We start from the raw sequence: 23,348 nt of genomic DNA, 5'->3' as shown, positions 1-23,348 counted from the left end.
AGCGGAGAGAAGCGAAGCGGAGTCAGTCGTCGCTCGGCGCCGCGCTTCCGTCGTCCTCCGAGTTCGGACCGGCCGTCGAGTCGTCGGGCCGGGCGTCCTCCGGCGGGTCCGGCGGCGGCGCGGGCCACGACACCTCTTCGAGGAAGTCGATGCCCATGCGCTGGGCGGCGCGCGAAATCATGTGTGCGCCCGTCGGCGCCGTGAGGAACAGGAACACGACGATGACGAGCGACATCAGTCCGTCGCCGCCGGGGCCGTAGAAGACGAACCCCGCGAGCGCGATGCTCGCCGCCCCGAGCGTCGTCGCCTTCGAGGTGGCGTGCATCCGGTTGTAGACGTTCGGCAGGCGGAGGAGACCGACGGTCCCGACGACGAGGAAGAACGTCCCGACGACTAAGAGGACGATCAGGAGCGCCGTCTGGATCGGCCCGACGGAGTGCGTCGCCTCGCCGCCCTCGGCGGCCAGCGGAATCGGTCGGGCGAGCGCCGACGCGAGCGAGAGGGCGTCCGGCGCGGGTGGCGTCGGAATCATTCGATGATGTCCCCCTCCGTGACGTACCGCGCCACGGTAACCGTGCTGATGAACCCGATGATGGCGAGGACGACGCTCACGTCGATGAAGTAGCCCTGCCACGTCAGCATCGAGTACAGCACGGCGATGGCCACGACGTTCGTGCCGATAGTGTCGAGGGCGACGACGCGGTCGGGCACCGTGGGCCCCTTGATGACCCGGTAGCTGACGAGGAGCGTCAGCGCCGCCGAAACGACGAGGGCGGCGAAGACGACGGCGCCGAGCAGTCCGTGCAGCGTCTCAGTCGCCACCGTCGTCACCCCCCGCGGGGTCGGCGCGTTCGACGGCGCCGTCGCCGTCGCCGCCGTCGGTCTCCAGTTGGGGAACCGGGTCGCCCGGTTTCAGCTCCTCGTCGAAGATGACGAGGGCGTAGTCCTCCCACGTTCGAATGGGCTCCAACAGCGCGTCGGGGTCGGAGCCGTCGAGGCTGTGCACGTAGAGCGTGTTCGTCTGCGCGTTGTAGTCCATGGTGAGCGTTCCCGGCGTGAGGGTGATGCTGTTGGCGATGGTCGTGATGGCGGCGGCGGTGCGGACCCGGAGCGGAACCTCGATGACGCCGGGGTCGATGGGCATCGAGGGCGCGAGGACGCGCTTGGCGACGTCCCAGTTAGCGGTCACGAGTTCCTTCAGGAACACCAGCAGGTACAGCCCCGCGTACGGCGCGACCTTGAACGCCCGCACGGGGCCGAGCGTCGGGGTGTAGAACCCGCGCAGGAAGTACGCGATGAGCATCCCGACGACGAGGCCGATGAGGAGTTCCCCGACGAGCGCCCGGGGGTCGAGTTCGACCCCGCGGACGAATATCCAGAGAACGGCGAGCAGCGCCCCCGTCAGCGGCCAGCGTCGAGTCATCCGACCACCCCCGCGAGGGCGGCGGCCGACCCGAGAACGGCGTCGACGTACCCCTGCGTGTCGAGGGCCGCCCGCGCCGCCGCCGTCGCCGAGGCGTACAGCGCGTCGAATCCGATTCCGAACCCGACCGCTGCGAGGGCGAGGACGAGCACGACGGTCACCTGCCCGGTGAGCGCGAAGTCGTCCGAACCGGTCGTCCCCTCGCCCTCCTCGGCCCCTATCTCGACCGGACCGGACCAGCGACCCGGCAGCGACGCCTCCACGGCGGGGCCGGGCGCCCCCCAGAAGGCGTCGTTCCACGCCCGCGTGTAGTAGGCGATAGTGAGCACCGCGCCGGCGAGGGCGACGGCAAGCGCCGCGCCCGCGCCGGCGGCGCTTCCGGAGAACGCGCCGGCGGCCGTCTGGAAGACGAGCAGTTTGCCGAAGAAGCCCGACAGCGGCGGGACGCCGATGAGCGTCAGGGCGCCGAGCAGGAAGCCCGTGGCCAGAATCGGCGCGCGGCGGGCGAGGCCGCCGAGTTGGTCGAAGCGCGCCGTGCCGACCGCCTCCTGCACCGTCCCGGACGCGAGGAACAGCAGGCTCTTCGCGAGGGCGTGGTTGAACGCGTAGACGAGCGTCGCGGCGACGCCCAGCGTCCGAACCGCCGCGCTCTCGGCCGTCGCCGCCACCGCAAGCGGCAGGAGGATGAAGCCGACCTGACTGATGGAGGAGTACGCCAGCAGTTCGTCGAGGTCCGTTCTCCCGACGGCGCCGACGCCGCCGAGGACGATGCTCGCGGTGGCCATCAGGAACATCACGGGGCCGAAGAACGCGAGCACCGAGTCGCCCGAGACGAACGGGAGCGAGACGGGGAGGCTCGCGGCGGCGAACACCGTGAAGTACAGGCGGACGATGGCGTACACGCCCACCTTCTTCACGACGCCCGCGAGCATCGCCGTCACCGGCGCGGGGGCGGCGCGATACGCCGCCGGCACCCAGAACTGGAACGGGACGAGGCCGGCCTTCAGCGCGAACACCGAGAAGAGGACGGCCGAGAGGCCGAGAACCGGGGTGACGGCGACGTTCGAGCCGTCGGCGAGTCGCTGCGCGAGGTCCGCCATGTTCAGCGTCCCCGTCGTCGCGTACAGGCCGCCGATGGCGAGCAGCATCACCGCGCTACCGAGGAGGTTCAAGACGACGTAGTTCAGCGCCGCGCGGGTGTGCTCGGGGCCGGAGTAGAAGAGCACGAGGATGTAGCTCGACATGAGCATCACCTCGAACCAGACGAACAGGTTGAAGATGTCCCCAGTGAGGAACGACCCCGTGACGCCGACCACCATGAAGTGATACAGCGTGTGATAAGAGAGCTTCTGCCCGTAGGCGTCGACGTAGAGGACGGAGTACGCGAGCGCTCCGAGCGAGACGAGGGAGGCGAACCCGACCATGAACGCCGACAGCGGGTCGGCGACGAGGACGATGCCGAACGGCGCCTGCCAGCCGGACACCTGATACACTATCGTCCGGCCGGCCGAGCCCAGGGGGAGGACGACGCTACGGAACAGAAGCGCCGCGGCGGCGAGGTAGCCCACGCCGCCGAGCAGGCTGACCGCCCGCTGGACCGTCAGGTTCGTTCGCGTCACGAGCGTCGCGATGGCCGTCACGAGGGCGACCAACAGCGGCGCGATGACGACGGTGCTCATTCGCCGTGACCTCCGAGTTCGTACATGTCGATGGTTCCGTGTTCCTCGTAGACGCGGTACGTTAGCACGAGCGCCAGCGCCGTCGTCCCGAAGCCGATGACGATGGCCGTGAGGACGAGCGCCTGCACGAGGGGGTCGGTGACCGACTCCGCGGACCCGCCGTGGCCGGTGATGGGCGCGAATCCGGACAGTCCGCCCATCGTGACGAGGTAGACGTTCGCGGACTGGCTGATGATGGTGATGCCCCAGACGACGCGGACCACGTCCCGCCGAAGGACGAGGTACGTCCCGAGGGCGAACAGGACGCCGAGGACGGCGGCGAGGACGAACTGCGGCTGTCCTCCCATCATTCCGTCCCCACCTCCGCGGCGACGGTGAGAAGCGCGCCGACGACGGTGGCGTACACGCCGAGGTCGAAGAAGAACGCGCTCGCCACCTCGAACTCCTCGTACAGCGGGACGTGCTTGAAGAACCACACCCCCTGCGTGAGGAACTCGTAGCCGAACAGGATGGGGGTCAGCCCGCTGAGCACGGCCAGCGCGAGGCCGCCGCCGAACAGCCAGCGGTACGCCCCGACGGGGCTGTGACCGTCCCCGTCGGGCGACATCCGGAGCACGTCCGTCTGGACGTACTCCAGTCCGAAGATGACGTAGATGAGGACGAACGCCGCCGCCGTGAGGACGGCGCCGATGAAGCCTCCGCCGGGCAGGTTGTGCCCCTGAAGCAGGAGGCTGACGGCGGTAAGGAGGATGAGCGGGACGACGATTCGCGTGACCGTCCGCGAGATGACCGTCGTTCGCCGGTCGCCCTCGTAGTCGTACGGTCGGTTGTCGAGTTCGCGTCCGCTCACTGCGTCTCACCCCGTTCGCGCATGCGGATGAGCGTCAGGATGGCCAGGGCGGTCATCGCGACGACGGATATCTCGCCCATCGTGTCGAACGCCCGGAAGTCCACAAGGATGACGTTGACGATGTTGCCGCCGCCGCCGGCGTTCGTGAAGAAGGGGGGGTGCTCGGCCGGGACGCCCGCGTTCTCCGCTAAGAAGCCCGCGATGGGCTCTGCGGGCGAGGCGGCGGTGGTGACGAGGACGGTGACGAACACCGTCGCGCCGACGGCCAGAGCGAGGACGGCGTCCCGCGCCGCCCGCGAGCGGTTCACCTCGCCGTAGAACGCCGGCAGGCGGTTCAAGACGAGCAGGAAGATGACGAGCACCAGCGTCTCGACGACCAGTTGGGTCAAGGCGAGGTCCGGCGCGTCCGCGAGGATGTAGAAGATGGCGACCATGAACCCGAGGATGGAGAGCGTGAGGACGCCGGCCACGTGCGACGGGGCGATGTCCACCGCGACGGCCCCGACGACGGCCACGAGGAGGACGAGGAAGATGGGCAGCGTGATGGCGAAGCCCTCGAAGGCGGGCAGTGACACGCCGGCGGCGGCGTAGCCGCCGAGTGCGAGCACCGTGACGCTCGCCAGCGCCCACGTCGCGTACGTGCGGAGCAGGCCGTTCTGGACGGAGGGGATGGTTCGAACGCTCGTCGCCGAGAGCCCCTCGACGGCGCCGTCGTACCACCAGTTCGCCCGCACCGGCCCGCGCAGGAGCGCGTTGATGCCGTCGTGCAGGCGGTCGTAGAACGGGAACAGCGCCGCGCCGACGAGAATCGTTACCGCGCTCATCGCCGCGTACGGGGACAGTTCCGTCGGGAAGTGCACGGAGAAGCCGTGCGGGTCGCCGGGGGAGACGCTGCCGTAGACGTGGCCGACGAACGCGTTGATGGGCGTCTCCGGGCCGAGTCCGAGCGTCGCCGAGGCGCTGATTCCGAGCACCAACAGCCCCAGAATCGCCGGCGGGACGAGCATCGTCGCCGGCGGCGAGTGGACGTGGCCGAGGTTGTCGTTCTCCTCGCCGAAGAACAGCGAGGCGAACTTCACCGAGTAGAGGAACGTGAACACGCTCCCGAAGACGGCGACGACCGGGAAGAGGTAGCCGAGGCCGCCGATCTCCTTACCGGCGTACCACGCCGCCTCGAACAGCAGCTCCTTCGAGTAGAAGCCGTTGAACGGCGGGATACCCGCCATCGACAGCGACGCGACGGTGGCGATGGCCGCCGTCACGGGGAGGTGTTTCCGCAGGCCGCTCAACTTCGATATCTGCCGGGTCCCCGCCTCGTGGGCGACGATGCCGGCGACGAGGAACAGCGCGGCCTTGAACGACGCGTGGTTCAGGATGTGGAAGGCGCCCGCCTCCGCGCCGTACTCGTTGGCGAAGCCGAACGACGCGACGATGAGTCCGAGGTGGGAAGCGGTGGAGTACGCGAGCAGTTCCTTGATGTCGGTCGACGACACCGCCAGAATCGCGGCGACGGTCATCGTCGCGAGGCCGAGGATAGCGAACAGGAGCGTCCACTCCCCGAGCAGGGGCGCCTCTTCGGAGAGGAACAGCGGTCGGAGCCGACCGACCAGGTAGACGCCGGCTTTCACCATCGTCGCCGAGTGGAGGAACGCCGAGACGGGCGTGGGCGCCTCCATCGCGTTCGGCAGCCAAATGTGGAAGGGCACCTGCGCGGACTTCGTGGCCGCGCCGAGGCCGACGAGGACGAGGGCGGGGACGAGCAGTCCGCTCGCGGTCAGCGCCTCCCGGATGGCGTCGGCGTTCTCCAGGAGGACGACGAGGCTGTACGTCGACTCCGGGAGGGCCTGTCCGGACGCCCAGACGAGGAGAAGGAAGCCGACGAGCATGAACAGGCCGCCGGAGACGGTGATGAGCATCGACTTCCGCGCGGCGTACTTGGAGGCGGATTCGCTGGTGTAGTGGCCGATGAGGAGGAACGACGACAGACTCGTCAACTCCCAGAACACGAACAGCGAGATGAGGTCGCTGGCGAGGGCGACGCCGAGCATCGATCCTAGGAACGCCAACAGCGTCGCGTAGTACTTCGCCTGACCCGGTTCGCCGTGCATGTAGCCGCCGGAGTACGTCAAGATGAGCACTCCGACGCCGCTGGCGAGGAAGGCGATGAGGAGCGCCAATCCGTCGACGTAGAACGCCAGCGAAACCCCGAGTGAGGGTATCCATTCGTAGGAGACGGTTCCATGCGCCCCCGCCAATGACAACTGGGTGACCAGTCCGAAGCAGACCAGCGCCGTCGCCGCCGCGAAGTACGCGGTTCGCTCTCCGAGAACCCGAAACACCGCCGGGGTGAGCGCTGCGGCGACAAACGGCAGGAAGACTACGGCGAGGACAACCTCCGGTGTCGGTTGCACGCGTGCATCTATCGGGAGACTGGACTTAGGTGTTGTCAAACCTCGGTGTACGTTTCGAACCGTGGTGTCCCGTAGCTCCCCCCGAAAACGGAGTCCCGCGCACCGTCGACCCGAACTTCCGCACGGACGTTGGGATAGGTTACGAAACGTATCTTTCTACCTTAGTGAACTTTCACCTAAAGTTTTATAAGATATCGTGTTTATCTAATGGAGTATGAATGTTCCAGGCGTGGATTCGGGGGATGGGAGACTCCCGCGTCGGGACGGAGGCGTGTGCGGATGATACGTAACCCCGCCCAGATGAAAAGTGCGAACTGGCCTGGTCCGAACCGCGACGTGGCGATGGAGACGTTGCGCCGGGCGGCCGACGAGCCGATAGATCTCGTCGCCGTCTACGGCGCGACGTCGTTCGACCTCTTTCACGTGAGCGACGCGCTCTCGGCGTCGTACGATGACCGGGCGTCGCTCGTCGCGACCATCTCCGATCTGGCCGAGGAGATGCGGGAGGAGTTCGTCCGTCACGGTCTGTTCGCGGGCCTGCGCCCGACGCAGAAGCAGGTCGAGTACAAGTCGGGGAGGCTCGACGGGCGGAAACTGCTCCAGGTGTACTGCGGCGGCCGCGGGATGGTGCTCTTGGTCCACCCCGACCAGCGAGAGGAACCGCTCGTCCGCGCCGCGATGGAACTGCTCGGCGTCTGAGCGGCCGCGGGACGCGGTGGCACGACCCGTGCGGACGGTCCGTACGCGGGGGGACGAACCGCCACCTTTTATTCCCGAACCGATGAACCGGCGACATGGACCAGTTGCGGCGGTCGCTCCTCGAAGCGCCGATAATCGAGAAAGGGGACTACGAGTACTTCGTCCACCCCATCAGCGACGGGGTGCCGATGCTCGAACCCGGCCTCCTCCGCGAGATAGTCATTCGGATCATCCGGAAGGCCGACCTCGAAGACGTCGACAAGATAGTCACGCCGGCGGCGATGGGCATCCACATCTCGACCGCCGTCTCGCTGATGACCGATATCCCCCTCGTCGTCATCCGTAAGCGACAGTACGGCCTCGACGGTGAGGTATCGCTGAGCCAGCAGACCGGCTACTCGGAGAACGACATGTACATCAACGACGTGTCGGAAGGCGACCGCGTCCTCGTCCTCGACGACGTGCTCTCGACGGGCGGTACGATGTGCGCGGTGCTCGACGCCCTGAAGTCCACGGGCGCGGACGTCGTCGACACCGTCGCCGTCATCAAGAAGGCCGGGCCGAACGAACTCGACGACACCGACCACCACGTCAAGACGCTCATCAATGTCTCCGTCGAGGACGGGGAAGTCGTCATCGTCGACGAGAACGGCGACGACTGACCGCTCCGAACCGACCTCCCGTCTCCGTCGGACCAGTCACGGACGGAAGATAATTATATACTCGAACGGATGAGAGTTAGATACGGGTATTCTATCACTATCTCGGGTCGCGACCGCCCAACAACCCGTCCAATCGTTCAACGTTCTCCTACCTCTCCCCTCCGGAAGAGTGATAACGCGCTGTTCATTTTTTGAGATGTGTCACGGATGAACGAACGAGGCGGCGACGACGAGCGGAACGGAATCAATCGTCGGACCTGGCTCAAAGCGCTGGGCGTGGCGGGCGCGACCGGACTGGCCGGCTGTAGCGGCGACGACGGGGGCGGGAGCACGGGGACGGGGTCGACGGCGACTGCGACCGACGGCTCCGAACTGGGGACGGCGGAGGGAACCGACGCCGCCGTCGACGAACTCCCCGAGGTCGGCGGCACGTACCGAACCATCGTCTCCTCGCCGCTGGCGACGATGAACCCCCTCTACAACAACGAACAGGGCGCGGCGGACGTGGCGTCGTTCGCGCTCGACCTGTCCTACGGGTTCCGGCCCGGGACGCGGTTCTTCCCGCAGCTCTACGACCTGACGACGGACGGCGGAAACGTGTGGGTCGCGAGCCTCCGCGAGGGACTCCAGTTCGGCGGCGACTACGGCGAGGTGACCGCCGAGGACTTCGTCTACCAGATAACGCAGCTTCACCAGAGCGAGTGGGCCGCGACGGCCGACGCCTCCTCGTGGCCGAGCGAGGTGAACGTCGAGCAGACCGGCACGTACGAGTTCCAGATCGAACTGCCCAACGTCAACCCGCTGTACCCCGAGACGTACGACCCCCTCCTGTACCCCGTCCCGAAGGCGCTCGTCCAGCCGTTCGTCGAAGAGGAGAACGCGCAGGGCCTCGAAGACAACCCGGAACTCGTCGAACTGCAGTACACCGAGGGCGGGAACCTCGGAGCGTACACGCTCGAACAGTGGAACCGGTCGAGCAGGCTGGTGTTCACCCGCAACGAGGAGTACTACCTCAGGGAGGCCGACGACGTGCCGGACCTCTTCGGCAACGCCCCCTACTTCGACCGGGTCGAGGTGCAGGTGGCCCAAGAGCAGTCGGCCCGTCTCGGCGCGCTGGAAGCGGGCCAGACCGACACGGCCGCGGTGCCGCCGAATCGGGTCACCGAGTTCGACGGGATGGACGGCGTCGACGTCTATCAGGTCCCCCAGCCGTTCAACGAGGTCTGCGTCTACAACATGCGCGACAACGGCTGGAACGCCGGTCCGGGGAACCTCTTCCGAAAGCAGAAGTTCCGGCAGGGACTCGGCTGCGCCGTCGACAAGCAGTCGCTCGTGCGGGGGGTCTTCCGCGACTACGCGCAGGTCCAGTACACCTGGCAGCCGCCCTGGTCGCAGTGGTACCCCGGCGACGAGGAGATACTGCAGTTCGGGACGGGCGAGTTGTACGGTCCGGAGGCCGCGCGGAGCCGCATCCGGGAGGCCGTCTCCGACACCGACTACGGCTACGACGGCGGCCAGTTGCTCGACCCGAGCGGCAACCAAGTCGAGTTGAGCCTCTATCACAGCGCCGGGCAGAACACCGAGCGCAACATGGGTCAGTACATCGCCCAGGAGTTCGCCGACAACGCCGGCATCCAAGTGAACCTGCAGGCCATCGACGGCGTGCAGTTCGTCAACAACTACTGGCAACAGCAGGTCCCGGAGAACCCCGACCAGTACGAGTGGTCCAACGGACCGTACAACGCCGGTCCGCGCGAGGTCACGGGCGCGAAGCCGTGGGACATGGCCATCGTGTTCGCGCTGAACACGTACCCGCTCAACCCGACCACCGCCGACGTGTTCTTCCAGCGGGACTCCTCGTACAACCCGTACGGCTACTACCCCTCGTGGAACGCCAAAGAGCTATTTCAGGAGGCCCGCGCCGCGACCAGCCAAGAGGAGATTCAGCCCATCTTCACGGAGATATTCAAGCGCGTCGCCGAAGACCAGCCGATGGGGATGCTGGCGTTCCCCGCAGACACCATCGGCTACTCGTCGGACATCGTCGGTCCGGCCGAGAACTTCTTCAGCGGATGGAACTCCGCGGCTTGGTACCGCGACGAGTGACCCCGGTCGCTCGCCGAGCACAGTAGACGAACGCATTTCAACACACTTGGAGAGACGCACAATATGGGACTCGGATGGTACATCGCTCGTCGGGTCGCGTGGTCGTTCGTCGTCACGTTCATCATCGTGTCCGTGACGTGGGGACTGCTCACCGCGGCGCCGAACCCGGAAGTACAGCAGGCGGCACAGCAGGCCGCGATGGCCGGTGACAACCCCGCCGAAGCGCAGGACAGGGTACGACAGTTACGCGGACTGGATAGACCGCTCTACGAGCAGTATATCGGCTACATGACCAACATCTACACGCTCAACTGGGGGTGGTCGGACTCCAGGGCGCAACCGGTGACCGAGGCGGTGACCGAGGCCCTGTACTACACCGTCCAGTACTCCGTCCCGTGGACGCTGCTGGTCGTCACGCTGGGTCCGCTGGTCGGACTGTACTCCTCGGCCAACCAGTACTCCTGGAAGGACCACCTCGCGACGGGGTTCGCCTTCTTCGGCTACGCGATACCGAACTTCTTCTTCGGTATCATCCTCCTCCTCATCTTCGGCGTGGAGTTGGGGTGGATTCCCATCACGTACAACACGGACGTGCCGGTGTTCAGCGTCGAGAACGCGATTCAGCTCGCGGTTCCGGTGTTCGTACTCGTGACCGGCTCTATCGGGGGAATCATGCGCGTCTCTCGGAACGAGTCCTCGGAGTACATGAACGCCGACTTCGTGAAGACGGCTCGCGCGAAGGGCGTCTCGACGTTCCGCATCTACGCGAGACACGTCCTCAGACCGACGATGGTCCCCCTCTCGACGACGATGGTCGCGCAGTTGCTCGCGCTCTTTACGGGGTCGTCGATACTCGTCGAGGTGGTGTTTTCGATACCCGGCCTCGGACGGCTTCTGTTCCGCGCCATCGTCGCACAGGACACAAGCGTCGTGCTCGGCACGTCGCTGTTTTTCGTGTTCGTCGCGACCATCGGCAACCTCCTGCAGGACCTCGTGTACACCGTACTGGACCCGCGAATCAGCTTCGACGAGAGATAATGGCCACGGAAGATTCACCACGATTCGACACGGTCGATTGGGACGAGATAACCAGCGGCGGCGGGCGGGAGGTGACGAAGAGTCTCGTCGCCCTCGGCGCGTCACTCGCGGGACTTGCCGCGTTACTCCTCTACGACTACGTCGTCGTTCCCGACCGCACGGCGACGTTCGCCGCCGTCGGGTGGGGCTACGACGTGACGAAGCTCGATTGGCTGCTCGCGCTCTCGCTGCTGTTCGTCGCGTTCTACGGCGCCCTCCCCCTGTACCGAAACGAGCGGATGACGCGCTACTACTGGAAGGAGTTCAAGAAGAACCGCCCCGCGGTGGCCAGTCTCGTCTTTCTCGCCGTCGTCTTCGTCGGCGGCGTCTTCGGACCGCTCGTCATCAGCAGCCCCGAGTCGGAACTGCTCCGGCAGTTCCAGCCGCCGGTGTTCATGGAGATTCCGCAGAACTACGTCATCGAGTGCGTCGGCGAACGGGCCGCCGGCGTCTGTCGGGGAACGTGGCAGCACCCGCTCGGAACCACGCCCGACGGGCGCGACATCTTCAAGATGATCGTGTACGGGATGCAGATATCGATGAAGGTCGGGCTCATCGCGACGCTCATGGCCGTCGTCATCGGCGCGAGCGTCGGCACCGTCAGCGCGTACGCCGGCGGAATGGTCGACGAGGTGCTGATGCGCTACGTCGACATCCAGCAGTCGTTCCCGACGCTCGTGCTCTACTTGCTCATCATCTACACCTGGGGCGGCGGTCTGTTCACGATGGTCCTCCTGTTCGGGCTGTTCTCGTGGGAGGGTACCGCGCGGTACGTGCGGAGCAACGCCCTCTCGAAGAGCGAGGAGGAGTACATGAAGGCGAGCCGTCTCAGCGGCGCCGGAACGTACCACACCATCCGACGACACCTCATCCCGAACACGGCCAGCAGCATCATCACCGACGCGACGCTTCTGATTCCGGCGTTCCTCTTAGCCGAGGCGCAGTTGTCGTTCCTCGGATTGGGCGATACCAGCGTCGCGTCGTGGGGGCAACTCATCAGCGTCGGACGGGACCACCTCTCCTACGCGCCGTGGATCACCTTAGCGCCGGGGCTCGTCCTGTTTTTGACCATCCTCGCGTTCAACTTCCTCGGCGACGCGTTGCTCGACGCGCTGAATCCCGAGGCGCGCGCGGAGGCGGAGTCATGAACGCGAGCGCAAACGCGGACAGACCGCTGCTGTCCGTCGAGGGGCTGACGACGACGTTCGACACCGACGCCGGCGTCCTCACCGCCGTGGACGGCGTCGACTTCGACGTGCGGCGGGGCGAGACGGTCTGCATCGTCGGCGAGTCGGGGAGCGGAAAGACCGTCGCCAGCGAGTCTGTCACCCGACTCATCCCCTCGCCGCCGGGGACCGTCGAGGGGTCGATTCGGTTCGGCGAGGTGGAGAGGGTCCGCGAGTTCGCCGAGCGGTTCCCGAAGCGGGTGGTCGACGCCGCCGACCGACCGGAACGCGACGGAGCCGACCGGGTCGGCGACGACGACCGATTCGTCGTCGTCGAGGAGCGAACGGACGGCGAGATAACCCGCGGCTACGTGGACCTCGCGCGCGCCCCGGAGACGGCGCTTCGGCGCGTCCGGGGGGCCGACATCACCCACGTGTTCCAGAACCCGCAGGACGCGCTCAACCACTGTTACACGGTCGGCTGGCAGATCGTCGAGGCGATTCAGGTCCACGAAGACGTCGGGAAGGCGGCGGCGAGAGAGCGGGCGGTCGACCTGCTGGAACGGGTCGGCATCGCCAACGCCGCGACGCGGTTCGACGACTACCCGCACGAGTTCTCCGGCGGGCAGAAACAGCGCGTGATGATCGCGATGGCGCTGGCCACGAACCCGGACCTGCTTATCGCCGACGAACCGACGACGGCGCTGGACGTGACCGTCCAGAGCCAGATTCTGGACCTCATCGCCGACATCCAGCGGGAGTACGGGATGGGAATCCTGTTCATCACGCACGACCTCGGCGTCGTCGCCGAAATCGCCGACCGCGTCGTCGTCATGTACGCCGGGAAGGTGATGGAACGCGGCGACGTCTACGAGATATTCGAGACCCCCTCGCACCCGTACACGCGCGCGCTCATCGACTGTCTCCCCGGCGGCGGACGGGCCGCCGGCGGCATCGAGGGGACGCTTCCAAACCCGGTGGACCCGCCCGACGGCTGTCGGTTCGCCCCGCGCTGTCCGTACGCGGTCGAAGAGTGCACCGTCGGCGAGCAGCCGCCGGAGATACCCCTCTCGGAGAGCCACCGCGTCTCCTGTGTCTACTACGGGGAGGGGTTCGACGAGTCGGTCATCGTCGGGTCGGCCGACGAGGAGCCGTCGGCGGAGGGAGGGACCGCCGATGACTGAGCGACCGCTCCTCTCGGTTCGGAACCTCGAGAAACACTACCCTATTACGGAGGGCGTCCTCTCGCGGCGGGTCGGCGCGGCGCGGGCCGTCGACGGCATCAGCTTCGACATCGCGCGCGGGGAGACGCTCGGCCTCGTCGGCGAGTCCGGGTGCGGCAAATCGACCGCCGCCTCCTCGCTCATCCGGTTGGAGGAGCCGACGGGCGGGCGGGTGCTGTTCGACGACGGCCGGGGGGAGGGTCTGCGGGACGTCACGCGGTTCGACGAGGCGGACCTGAAGGCGTTCCGCCGGAACGCCCAGATGATATTTCAGGACCCCTCCTCCAGTCTCGACCCGCGGATGACGGTCGGAAGCTCCGTCGCCGAGTCGCTGATGGTTCACGGGATGACCGACAGAACGCGACGTCGGAAAATCGTCGAGAACCTACTGGAGGACGTCGGCCTCTCCGCGGACGACTACGACCGGTACCCCCACGAGTTCTCCGGCGGGCAGAAACAGCGCATCGGACTCGCCCGAGCGCTCGTGCTCAATCCGGACCTGATAATCGCCGACGAACCGGTGAGCGCGCTCGACGTCTCCGTCCGCGCGGAGATTCTCTCGCTCGTCGACCGCTTACAGGAGGAGTACGGGCTCTCGATGCTGTTCATCAGCCACGACATGTCCGTCGTCAGGGACGTCTGCGACAGGGTCGCCGTCATGTACCTCGGGAAAATCGTCGAAATCGGCGAGACCGAGGAGGTGTTCGCGAACCCGCAACACCCCTACACCGAGGCGCTGCTCTCGGCGATTCCGACGCCCGACCCGCGGCAGCGTCGAAAGGGGATCGAACTGACGGGGAAGGTTCCGAGCCCCGTCGACCCGCCCGACGGCTGTCGGTTCCACACGCGCTGTCACCGCGTGATTCAGCCCGACGAGTACGACCTCGAACAGTCCCACTGGCGCTCCCTGTTGAACTTCCGGGACGAGGTGGTCGCCGGCGCCGTCGACGTCGGGAAGGTCCGCGAGTCGGTCGAGGCCGGCGCGGCCGACGGGGACGCCGAGGCGACGCCGGATGCGGCGGTCGAACGGGAGATTCGAGCGGATTTCGGCCTCCCGGAACGGCTGTCGGACGCCGCGGCCGAGCGACGCCTCGGAGACGCGTTCGACCGATTGCTGAGCGGGAACGAGGACGAGGCCGCGGAGACGCTGGCCGCGGCGTTCGTCACCCCGTGCGAGGAGTCGGTCCCCGAGTTCGTCGACCACGGCGACGGTCACCGCTCGGCCTGTTTCCTCACCGCCCGCGACGAACGCGCGCTGGAGCGACCGGCGAACGCCGAGCGGTAGCGCGAGGCGATTCGGAGCGCGCGGCCGAGATTCTCTCCGTTCTCCGACCCGTCTGTTCTCCCCTCGCCGTCCCGCCGGACCCCGCGTCGGACTTCCGGGGCCGGGTCGCTTTTTCCTCGCGCGTCCATACGGGGGAACACAATGTCCGACACGACAGCGCTGTTTATCGTCAGCGAGGCGGGCTACTGGGGCGAAGAGTGTACCGAACCGCTGACCACGCTCTCGGACGCCGGCGTCGACGTCACCGTGGCGACGCCGACGGGCGAGAAGCCGGTCGTCGACGAGCGCTCGGTCGACCCCGGCGAGGTCGGCGAAGAGACCTCCGAGGCGGTACTGGAGGTCCACGAGAACGACGACCGACTGGCGAACCCCGAGCCGATAGCGACGGTGGACGCGACGGACTACGACGTCGTGGTGTTCCCCGGCGGGCACGGCACCGCGTGGGACATCAACCAGGACCGCCACGCCCGACAGGCCCTGCTGAGCGCCGTCGGCGGCGACGAGGGGAAGGCGCTCGTCGTCTGCCACGCCGTCGGCCTGCTCGGATTCACGCGCGAGGCGGACGGCGGCTTCCTCGTCGAGGACCGCGAGGTCACCGGCTTCCCCAACGAGTGGGAGGAGGGAATCGTCGACGAGAACGACCTGATGCCCGACGGCCGGAAACTCCCCTACTGGGTCGAAGACGAGGTGAAGGCCGCCGGCGGCGTCTGGGACGCCGAACTCGATAAGGACGCGAGCGTCACCGTCGACGGCGACCTGATAACCGCGCGCGGTCCGGGTTCCTCGCACGCCGCGGCCGAGACGCTGCTCGACGAACTCGGCATCGAGGCGTAAGCGGAGCGACGCGACCGGCGCCGACTCGTCTCAGAGAGGTTCGACTGCCAACATTTTTCGCGGCGGAGCGCGACCGAGCGGTGTGCGACTCGCGGACCTCGAACTCGAACCGGGCGCCGCGTACGAAGCCGCCGAACTGCGAGAGGCGTTCGACCGGCGGATGACCGGACGAGGTATCGAGATATGCTACGACGACGACGACAGACGCCAGCGCTATCTGCGCCTGTTCTCGACCGATTCCGGACCGTACGAGGACGACGTGACCGGCGGGCAGTTCACGTACGTCGGCGAGGGGCAGAGAGGCGACCAGACGCTCACGGGCGGCAACCGCTACCTGAAGAACGCCGCGGACGCGCCGCTCCCGATATTCTTCTTCCACCGCGAAGCGGGGGAGTCGGCGTGGGAGTATCAGGGACAGGTGGACGTCTTGGCCTGCGACGAAGCCGAACACGGCGGTCGGACGGTCTACCAGTTCACCCTCCAACGGCGGAGCGAGACCCGAGAGCGAATCGACCGCACGGAGGCCGCCGCGGACCTCGACGCCCCCGAGCGCGTCGAGACGAGTCGGAGCCGCGTCGTTCGGAGCACGCCGGTCGTCCGGGCGCTGAAAGAGCGGTACGGCCACGCGTGCCAACTGTGCGGTGCGACGCGGCGACGGGGNTGGACCTCGACGCCCCCGAGCGCGTCGAGACGAGTCGGAGCCGCGTCGTTCGGAGCACGCCGGTCGTCCGGGCGCTGAAAGAGCGGTACGGCCACGCGTGCCAACTGTGCGGTGCGACGCGGCGACGGGGGGTGGGAGAGGGTTACGCCGAAGGCCACCACGTCAGACCGCTCGGACGACCGCACGACGGCCCCGACGCCGAGTCGAACCTCCTCGTCCTGTGTCCGAACCACCACGCCGACTTCGACTACGGCCTCGTCGCCGTCGACCCGGATTCGTACCGCATCGCGCACGCCTACGACGCCGCCGTCGACGGCGGAACGCTGTTCGTCCGCGGGGACCACCCGCTCGACGCGCGCGTTCTTGAGTACCACAACCGCGAGATAGCCGACTTTTAGCGGCTCACTCGATTTTGAACACGGCCTCTTCGATGCGCTCGGACCGACAGTCCGGACACCGCGAGGGGTAGTTCACGGGGTCGTCGAACGCCGAGAAGCCGCACTCGCGGCACTCCGGCGGCGCGACGAGAAACCGCTCTTCGCCGCCCGAGTCGACCGACTGGGCGACGTGTCTCAGGTGGCGGTACGCCGACGAGCGCGGAATGCCGACCGTCTCCGATAATTCACTCGCCGTCCGCGGCGCCTCCCGCAGGGCGTCCGTGATTCGCTGCCGCGTCGTCGCGTCCGAGTCGGACTCCGACATAGCCGGGAGTAGGCGGCCCGCAGCGGTTAGTCCTTCCGCCCGTCGGCGACGCCGACGCGCGGGCCGGAATTCGGTCAGTCGCGTCGCAGTGGCTCGAAATTCGTATCACGAATCGGGCAAGATGGGAAAAGAACTTGACAGAGCGGTAAGTCCATTCGAGCATGAAGGCTGTCGTCCTTGCAGGAGGGTACGCGACGCGAATGTGGCCCATCACGAAACACCGCCCCAAGATGTTTCTACCGGTGGGCGAAGAGACGGTGATAGACGTCATCTTCGAGGATTTAGAGGAGGACGACCGGGTTTCGGAGGTGTTCGTCAGCACCAACGAGCGCTTCGAGGAGGTGTTCGAGGAGTACCTCGACGACTCGCCGTTCGAGAAACCGACGCTCTCCGTCGAGGAGACCGTCGAGGAGGACGAGAAGTTCGGCGTCGTCGGCGCGCTCGAACAACTCATCGACCGCGAGAACGTCGAGGAGGACCTCGTCGTCATCGCCGGCGACAATCTCCTGTCGTTCGACGTGGGCGAGTTCGTCGACTTCTTCGAGGAGAAGAACACCCCGTCCATCGCCGCCTACGACGTCGGCTCGAAGGAGCGGGCCAAATCCTACGGCCTCGTCGAACTGGATGGCGATAAGGTCGTCAACTTCCAGGAGAAGCCCGAAGAGCCCAACAGCACGCTCGTCTCCATCGCCTGCTACGCGTTCCCGGCGGAGACGCTGCCGAAGTTCGACGAGTACCTCACCGGCGGCAACAACCCCGACGAACCGGGCTGGTTCATCCAGTGGCTTCAGGGTAAAGGCGACGTACACGCGTTCACGTTCGACGGCGCGTGGTTCGACATCGGGACGCCCGAGAGCTACCTCGACGCGGTGTCGTGGTACCTCGACGGCGAGAACTTCGTCCACGAGACGGCGAACGTCGAGAACAGCGACCTCGGCGAGAACGTCCACGTCATGGCCAACAGCGTCGTCGAGAACTCGACGCTGGAGAAGACGGTCATTTTCAAGGATTCGATTATCCGTAACGCGGACATCCGCAACACCATCGTCGACGAGGACACGCACATCGAGAATCTCGACCTCTCGAACGCCCTCATCGGCGCGCACTCGCACCTCGAATAGCGGCGCGACGCGGGAGAGACTGCTTCGTCGGCGACTACTTCTCGTTTTTCCGCTCGCCGAGGCGCGCGTCCGTCACGTCGATGCGGCCCCGCGTTCCCTCCCACACCGTGTCGTACGTCAGTTCGATGGGCCGAGACATGTGCGGGCCGTCCGTGACGAACGTCTCGAACTCGCCGCCCTCGCCGAGGGGGTGGACGCCGTAGCGCTCCTCGAGTTCGGTCAGTTCGTCCAGCGCCTCGTCGTCGAGCGTCCGACCGAGCCACGACTCGTTGAGGCCGCGCGCGGCGACCTGTACGATTCGGATCTCGAACCCCGCCTCGAGCATCGCCTCGCCGAGTTCGCGGGGGTCCTCCTGCCAGAGCGGGGCGAACAGGTCGATTCCGAGGCGGTCGCACATCGCCTGGATGCGGTTCGTCTGGAACTCGCTCTCTATCGCGCCGGCGGTGACGCCCGCGAGGTCGAGTTCGTCCCGCAGGTCCCGGAGCGCCGCTTCGAGCGGTTCGAGTTCGGCGTCGCCCTGCGCTCCGGAGTCGGTCGCGTTCGGCGCTCCGAGGTCATCGGGCGTCACCTCGACGAGGTCGATGCCGACGCTCTCGGCCGCCAGCGATGCGAGGTGCGTCGCCGGGACGTGGTACATGTAGGAGTCGGAGCCCTCGCCGGGGTGGACGGTCAGCAGTCGGGTGACGTTCAGTCCCTCCTCCAACGCGCGGTAGAGCGCCCACGAGGAGTCCTTGCCGCCGGAGAAGAGGCCGACCCAGTCGCCGGATTCGGTCATCGATGGTCGTAGAACGGAAGTTCGTATACCTCCTCCGATTCGGTCGGGGTCACGGGGTCGGAGAGGCCGGTGTCCGCCCGCGAGAACTCACATGTAGCCGAGGTCGCGGAGGCGACCCATCAGGTCCTCTTTGTCCTGCGCGCGGCCCGCGCGCTCTTTGCTGGCGCCGAGGTCCTGCGCCCAAGCCGGACGGTCGTCGGACTTCGCCGATCCCGACTCGGTGCCGAGCGACCGGAACCCCTCGAAATACTTCGGTGAGACGGGGATGTCCGCCGCCACGATTCCCTCGGGGAGGTCGCTGGCGCTCTCGGGGACGTGGCCCGTCGGATAGCCCGCGGCCGCGTCGGGAACGATGTAGTTCCAGAACGCCGCCCAGATGTCGGCCTCCTCGAACTGGAGGATGGAGTGCACGCGGTCGTGCGGCGGGTACTTCTCGGAGTCGTGCCGCGGCGAGAAGAACGTCTCGCCGGCGCGGGACTCCTGTTCGTCCCAGCGAACGCCCGAGAAGATGCCGTCGAACTCGTACTCGGTGACGACGTCGTTCAGCGCCACCGTCTTCAGCAGGTGGTTCCCCTCGAAGGAGTCGGCGTCGAGGGTGAGCGTCTCGCCCTCGTGCTCCAGACGCCGGAGTTCGCGGCGGTTCGCCTCCGAGAGGTCGGCGACGGGAATCTCGTCGCCGGGGGCGGCCCCGAGGCGAACGAAGTCCTCGTTCTTGGCGACGACGAGGTCGAGGTCCCACGCGTCGGTCCAGCGCTCGACGAACTCGACGGTCTCGGGGAAGTGCTCGAAGTGGTCGATGAAGACGACGGGCGGGACGTCGACGCCCATCTCGGCGGCGACTTCGCGGACGACGTAGAGGACGACGGTGGAGTCCTTTCCGCCGGTCCACATGACGGCCGGTCGCTCGTACTGCTCGAGGGCCTCACGCGTCACCTCGACGGCTTTGCCCATCTTGTCTTCGAGCGTCGGGTAGTCGGCCGCGCTCTCGCCGCGGCCGGCGTCGTAATCGAGCGTCACGTACGACGGGAAGGAGGTAGTCATCGGTCCGACCTATCGCGCGGCGAGGATATCTACCTTGCGTCGCTCACTGTTCACACGACTCGTACGCAGCGCTCGGCGGTGAGCCAGTGAAAAAGGGGCGTGCGACCGCGTTCGCACGGGAGGCGGAATCCGTCCGCGGACGGACGGGTCGAGTCGAGTTACGCGAACTGCACGTTCACTGAGCGGACGCGCGCGTTCGTCCCGACTTCACATGTAGCCGAGGTCGCGCAGGCGCTCCATCAGGTCCTCTTTGTCCTGTGCGCGGCCCGCGCGCTCGGTCGTGTTCTCCATGTCCTGGAGCCACGCCGGTTCCTCGGTGGTCTTGTCCGTCGACACCTCGCTGCCGAGCGAACGGAACCCGGCGAAGTACTTCGGCGAGACGGGGATGTCGTCCTGCGTCAGGTCGTTCGGCAGGTCGTCTGCCGACTGCGGAACGTAGCCGTCGTCGGGGTAGCCCTCGACGGTGTCCGGGACGACGAAGTTCCAGAACGCGTCCCAGACGGACGCCTCGTCGAACTGGAGGATGGGTTGGATGCGGTCGTGCGGCGGGTAGATGTCGGGGTCGTGCCGCGGCGAGAAGAACGTCTCGTCGGCGCGGGCCTCCTGTTCGTCCCAGCGGACGCCGGAGATGACGCCGTCGACGTCGTACTCCTCGAGGGCGTCGTTCAGCGCCACCGTCTTCAGCAGGTGGTTGCCGACGTAGGTGTCGAGCAGGAACGGGAACGTGTCGTCCTCGTACTCCAGCAGGTTGCGGATGTGGTGCTGGTTGTGCTCGGACAGTTCGTCGACGGGGATGTCGTCGCCGGGTTCGAGGCCGTGTTCGTCGACGTAGGCGCCGACGTCCTCGTTGCGGGCGTAGATGACTTCGAGGTCCCACTCGTCGGCCCACTTCTCGACGAAGTCGTGAATCTCGTCGAAGTGCTGGTAGTGGTCGATGAAGACGGCCGGCGGCACCTCATAGCCGTGCTTCTCGGCGACCTCCTTGATGAAGTACAGACAGAGCGTGGAGTCCTTTCCGCCCGTCCACATCACGACGGGGTTCTCGTACTGTTCGAGACCATCTTTCGTGACTTCGATGGCCTTCTCTATTTTGTCCTGGATGGACGGATAGTCGTCGGGAGTCTCTCCTTCGCCGTTCGTGTAGTCGACGTCGAGGTAGTCGGGGAAGCCTTCCGGCATACAGTAATTACATCTAATTACAGCCCTAAAGCGTCTTTCATCCTGTTCAGGCCGTGCGAACAACTTCCGTGCGACGATAGCAGTTTCGCGACGCGCGTGCGAACGCCAGCGCACGCGAGCGGTGTGCGCTGTCGCTTCCGACTCTACTCCGAGCGCGGCCGACCGCGCGAAGCGAACCGCGTCGCCGCGGCCGCGACGCCCCAGAGCGCGCCGACGACTCCCGTCCCGAGGGCGAGCGTCACGTCGAGGGCCGAGACCCACGACGGGAGCGCGTACAGGAGGCCGTGGAGGACGCGGGGCGGGACCAGCGAGACGAGCGAGTAACGGACGTACTCGACTCCGGGCCCGACCGCTCCGACCAGTCGAGCGCCGACCGACTCTCCCTCACCCGAGGCGGCGTTCGCCGGGGGCGTCCCGTCGAGCGACGGGCCCACCACCGAACCCCGCATCGAGGTATTCCCGTCCGAAACGAGCGAACTCGGCCGCCGGGACCGGAGGCCGAGTTTCGACGCGCTGGTCCCGTTCGCGCTCTCGTCGCCCGTGCCGAGAAGTTCCACGTCGTAGCTCCCAGTGGGGAACCGCTTCGACCACGCGACGGCGCCGTCCGATCGGACGCTCAGTATCCGCTGCCCGTGCGAATCGGCGACGAGCGTCCGGCCGGAGGGGAGTCGGTCCGCGTCCCGCGGCCACTGCAGCGTCGTATCCCGCCACGTCCAACTGCGGGTCCACGACCCGTTCGTCCGCTGGTACTCGACGAGGCGGTTGTTCTCCGAGTCGGCGACGACGACCGCCGGGCCGCCCCGCGCTTCGGGGATGTAGTCGGAGTTGTGCGCCTCGAAGAGAACCCCGTGCTCGCCGTCGGCGCCGAGCGTCCAGTTCGACTGCACTCCCTCGCCCGGTTCGACGAAGACGACCTGGTCCTGGTTGCGGAGGTTCACCATGACGCGGCCGTCCGGAAGCATCTCGACGTCGTTGACGTGCGTCCAATCGGAGGGATAGCTCCCGCCGCTCTCGGGGGCGAACGCCTCCGAGGCGCGCCACTGCCAGACGACTTCGTCCGTCGTCACGTTCACCATGTACACCCGGTCGGGGTAGCTGATGTCGGCGACGAGGAACGTCGACTCGTTTACCCGGTCCACGTCGTGTATCTGCGTCGACCCGTTGCGCCGGTGGACCCGTTCGTACACCCGGGTCACCTCCCCGGTGGTGAGGTTCACCCGTTCGATGACGTTCCGCAGGCAGGCATCGCCCGAGCAGGCGTCCTCGTCGGCCGCGTCCGAGGCGACGTACGTGACGGTGCGCTCGGCCCCGGGGGTCGGGTCCACGTCGTGGTACAGCGTCAGCGAGTCGTTCCGGTAGACGACCCGCCCGTCGGCGTCGTAGGCGACAATCTGCCCCGGTCCCACGCCGTCGATGGTCGCGACGACGCGGGGGGCGCCGACGCCGGCGTCGGCGCCGGGTTCAGGACCTTCCGCCGCCGCGCCCCCGGCGTCGACGGGGTCGTACGTCAGAAACGACACGCCGGCGGAGAGAAGCGTGAAAGCGAGGAGGCCGACGAAGGCGAGGCGGAGCCCTCGAACCGCGGCGGTCCGACTCGGGAGGCGACGGCGGCGCTCGCCGGTCATTCTGGTCCAGGACCGACGCGTGAGCATCTCCCGTTTCTCTTCTCCCGTCCGCGGCCCGTCCCCTGTCCGTCCGAGTAGTGCGAGACTATCGTCTCACGAGAACTGTCGTCCACCATCCGGTCTCCGAGATAGGCCGACGGCGGAAACCTCTGTCGACATCCGGCGTCGCCGTCGCTTCTGGGGTCGCGAGCGAAAGACGAACGCCGCTTGGAGGAACAGGGCGACTGTATTCGATGGGCGAGTTAGCTGATGAACTTGTTGTCGCGCCAGTTGACGCCGCCGCCGCCGGACCCGCTTTTCGAGGGGTTCTCGACGACTTCGATGGTCGCCGGACGCTCCTCGCCCTCGACGATTCGCGTGGCGGCGAGTTCGCCGTCGAACTCGGTGATAGCGGTGAGCGTCCCCTTCTCGGCTATCATCGCCAGTTCCCGAAGCACGAGGAACATCGGGTACTGGAGGGCGGTGTTCTGGAGGACAGTCTCCCGGTCGCCTTTGAAACACGCGAACTCGACGAGTTCGGAGGGAATCTCCTCTTCCTCCTCGCCCCATCGCGGGGCGCCCGCGCGCGGCGGTTCCTCCTCGTACACCCGGTTTTCGGTGACGCTCGCTTTGAGTTGCGCCGTCGGGGTGTACTTGCTGAGGTTGTCGTCGGCCGCGACGGCCTTGAGGATGAGCGTGTTGTTCCTGCGGGTGACTTCCACGTCCTCGACCTCCGGCGGGAGGTCGGGGTCGTTCTCGAAGAACTCCATGACGTCTTCGAGTGGCAGTTCGAGCGTTGAGTGGAGTCGGAATACGCGGCCTGACATTGTTGGAACAGTATCGTTAGTGC

General features: G+C 66.9%; 22 protein-coding genes and 1 pseudogene. 10 read left to right on the top strand and 13 right to left on the bottom strand.

The genetic code is table 11. The features are described from left to right. Window positions 1-22 precede the first annotated feature (22 nt). Genes mnhG through mbhE form a run of 7 tightly spaced genes read right to left on the bottom strand, consistent with a single transcriptional unit; the run spans window position 23 to window position 6,363 of the window. Window positions 23-532, bottom strand: coding sequence for a monovalent cation/H(+) antiporter subunit G (gene mnhG / locus C474_RS18465; protein ID WP_008389542.1), 510 nt, complete (start codon window positions 530-532; stop codon window positions 23-25). Beyond that, a complete protein-coding gene (locus C474_RS18460; RefSeq protein WP_049917176.1) occupies window positions 529-822 on the bottom strand; it encodes a monovalent cation/H+ antiporter complex subunit F in 294 nt (97 codons plus the stop codon). The genes mnhG and C474_RS18460 overlap by 4 nt, the downstream gene beginning before the upstream one ends. After that, a complete protein-coding gene (locus tag C474_RS18455; protein WP_008389538.1) occupies window positions 812-1,423 on the bottom strand; it encodes a Na+/H+ antiporter subunit E in 612 nt (203 codons plus the stop codon). The genes C474_RS18460 and C474_RS18455 overlap by 11 nt, the downstream gene beginning before the upstream one ends. Next, the gene (locus C474_RS18450) at window positions 1,420-3,102 is read right to left on the bottom strand and encodes a Na+/H+ antiporter subunit D (protein ID WP_008389532.1); all 1,683 of its coding nucleotides are present in this window, start codon (window positions 3,100-3,102) and stop codon (window positions 1,420-1,422) included. Before C474_RS18450 ends, C474_RS18455 begins: the two co-directional genes overlap by 4 nt. Next, complete coding sequence (locus C474_RS18445) at window positions 3,099-3,449, bottom strand: sodium:proton antiporter (RefSeq protein ID WP_008389530.1); 351 nt, start codon at window positions 3,447-3,449, stop codon at window positions 3,099-3,101. Before C474_RS18445 ends, C474_RS18450 begins: the two co-directional genes overlap by 4 nt. Further along, entirely contained in the window at window positions 3,449-3,952 is a 504-nt protein-coding gene (locus tag C474_RS18440) for an MnhB domain-containing protein (RefSeq protein ID WP_008389528.1), read from the bottom strand. The genes C474_RS18445 and C474_RS18440 overlap by 1 nt, the downstream gene beginning before the upstream one ends. Beyond that, window positions 3,949-6,363, bottom strand: a complete 2,415-nt coding sequence (mbhE, locus tag C474_RS18435) for a hydrogen gas-evolving membrane-bound hydrogenase subunit E (protein WP_008389527.1) — start codon at window positions 6,361-6,363, stop codon at window positions 3,949-3,951. The genes C474_RS18440 and mbhE overlap by 4 nt, the downstream gene beginning before the upstream one ends. Before the next feature lie 300 nt (window positions 6,364-6,663). On the opposite strand from mbhE, the gene C474_RS18430 reads away from it, so the two are divergent. The 9 genes and pseudogenes from C474_RS18430 to C474_RS23705 all read left to right on the top strand — a co-directional run bounded on the left by C474_RS18430 (window position 6,664) and on the right by C474_RS23705 (window position 16,474). Beyond that, window positions 6,664-7,062 carry a hypothetical protein gene (locus C474_RS18430; RefSeq protein ID WP_049917175.1) on the top strand — a complete coding sequence of 133 codons (399 nt, stop codon included), beginning with the start codon at window positions 6,664-6,666 and terminating at the stop codon, window positions 7,060-7,062. Window positions 7,063-7,157: 95 nt separating this feature from the next. Then, window positions 7,158-7,724, top strand: a complete 567-nt coding sequence (hpt, locus tag C474_RS18425; protein ID WP_008389524.1) for a hypoxanthine/guanine phosphoribosyltransferase — start codon at window positions 7,158-7,160, stop codon at window positions 7,722-7,724. Between the two features lie 207 nt (window positions 7,725-7,931). Beyond that, a complete protein-coding gene (locus C474_RS18420; RefSeq protein ID WP_008389523.1) occupies window positions 7,932-9,830 on the top strand; it encodes an ABC transporter substrate-binding protein in 1,899 nt (632 codons plus the stop codon). A gap of 63 nt (window positions 9,831-9,893) precedes the next feature. Beyond that, on the top strand, window positions 9,894-10,868 hold the full coding sequence (locus C474_RS18415; RefSeq protein ID WP_008389520.1) for an ABC transporter permease: 975 nt from the start codon (window positions 9,894-9,896) through the stop codon (window positions 10,866-10,868). Next, window positions 10,868-12,055 carry an ABC transporter permease gene (locus C474_RS18410; protein ID WP_008389518.1) on the top strand — a complete coding sequence of 396 codons (1,188 nt, stop codon included), beginning with the start codon at window positions 10,868-10,870 and terminating at the stop codon, window positions 12,053-12,055. The genes C474_RS18415 and C474_RS18410 overlap by 1 nt, the downstream gene beginning before the upstream one ends. Continuing rightward, window positions 12,052-13,257: an ABC transporter ATP-binding protein gene (locus tag C474_RS18405; protein WP_008389517.1), complete on the top strand. Its 1,206-nt coding sequence runs from the start codon at window positions 12,052-12,054 to the stop codon at window positions 13,255-13,257. The genes C474_RS18410 and C474_RS18405 overlap by 4 nt, the downstream gene beginning before the upstream one ends. Then, entirely contained in the window at window positions 13,250-14,581 is a 1,332-nt protein-coding gene (locus C474_RS18400) for an ABC transporter ATP-binding protein (protein WP_008389515.1), read from the top strand. The genes C474_RS18405 and C474_RS18400 overlap by 8 nt, the downstream gene beginning before the upstream one ends. A 141-nt stretch (window positions 14,582-14,722) precedes the next feature. Beyond that, window positions 14,723-15,415, top strand: a complete 693-nt coding sequence (locus C474_RS18395; protein ID WP_008389509.1) for a type 1 glutamine amidotransferase domain-containing protein — start codon at window positions 14,723-14,725, stop codon at window positions 15,413-15,415. Window positions 15,416-15,497: 82 nt separating this feature from the next. Then, window positions 15,498-16,474: pseudogene (locus C474_RS23705) on the top strand (HNH endonuclease). Between the two features lie 4 nt (window positions 16,475-16,478). On the opposite strand, the gene C474_RS18380 reads toward C474_RS23705, so the two are convergent. Continuing rightward, window positions 16,479-16,778, bottom strand: a complete 300-nt coding sequence (locus C474_RS18380; RefSeq protein WP_008389506.1) for a transcriptional regulator — start codon at window positions 16,776-16,778, stop codon at window positions 16,479-16,481. 161 nt (window positions 16,779-16,939) lie between these two features. On the opposite strand from C474_RS18380, the gene C474_RS18375 reads away from it, so the two are divergent. Then, window positions 16,940-17,899 carry a sugar phosphate nucleotidyltransferase gene (locus C474_RS18375; protein WP_008389505.1) on the top strand — a complete coding sequence of 320 codons (960 nt, stop codon included), beginning with the start codon at window positions 16,940-16,942 and terminating at the stop codon, window positions 17,897-17,899. 34 nt (window positions 17,900-17,933) lie between these two features. Here C474_RS18375 and C474_RS18370 read toward each other — a convergent pair whose 3' ends face one another. The 5 genes from C474_RS18370 to C474_RS18350 form a co-directional block, all read right to left on the bottom strand. Beyond that, window positions 17,934-18,674: a diphthine--ammonia ligase gene (locus C474_RS18370; RefSeq protein ID WP_008389504.1), complete on the bottom strand. Its 741-nt coding sequence runs from the start codon at window positions 18,672-18,674 to the stop codon at window positions 17,934-17,936. A gap of 87 nt (window positions 18,675-18,761) precedes the next feature. Further along, window positions 18,762-19,715, bottom strand: a complete 954-nt coding sequence (locus C474_RS18365) for a phosphoadenosine phosphosulfate reductase family protein (RefSeq protein ID WP_008389503.1) — start codon at window positions 19,713-19,715, stop codon at window positions 18,762-18,764. A gap of 207 nt (window positions 19,716-19,922) precedes the next feature. After that, window positions 19,923-20,894, bottom strand: coding sequence for a phosphoadenosine phosphosulfate reductase family protein (locus C474_RS18360; protein WP_008389502.1), 972 nt, complete (start codon window positions 20,892-20,894; stop codon window positions 19,923-19,925). Between the two features lie 143 nt (window positions 20,895-21,037). Then, window positions 21,038-22,519 carry an aryl-sulfate sulfotransferase gene (locus tag C474_RS18355; protein WP_049917173.1) on the bottom strand — a complete coding sequence of 494 codons (1,482 nt, stop codon included), beginning with the start codon at window positions 22,517-22,519 and terminating at the stop codon, window positions 21,038-21,040. Window positions 22,520-22,761: 242 nt separating this feature from the next. After that, complete coding sequence (locus tag C474_RS18350) at window positions 22,762-23,325, bottom strand: DUF7110 family protein (RefSeq protein ID WP_049917172.1); 564 nt, start codon at window positions 23,323-23,325, stop codon at window positions 22,762-22,764. Window positions 23,326-23,348 lie beyond the last annotated feature (23 nt).

The sequence above is a fragment of the Halogeometricum pallidum JCM 14848 genome (assembly GCF_000337095.1).
In the GTDB taxonomy this organism is placed as follows: Archaea; Halobacteriota; Halobacteria; order Halobacteriales; family Haloferacaceae; genus Halogeometricum; species Halogeometricum pallidum.
The sequence above is the reverse complement of the archived record's forward strand: the minus strand, read 5'-3'. Positions and strand labels throughout refer to the sequence as shown.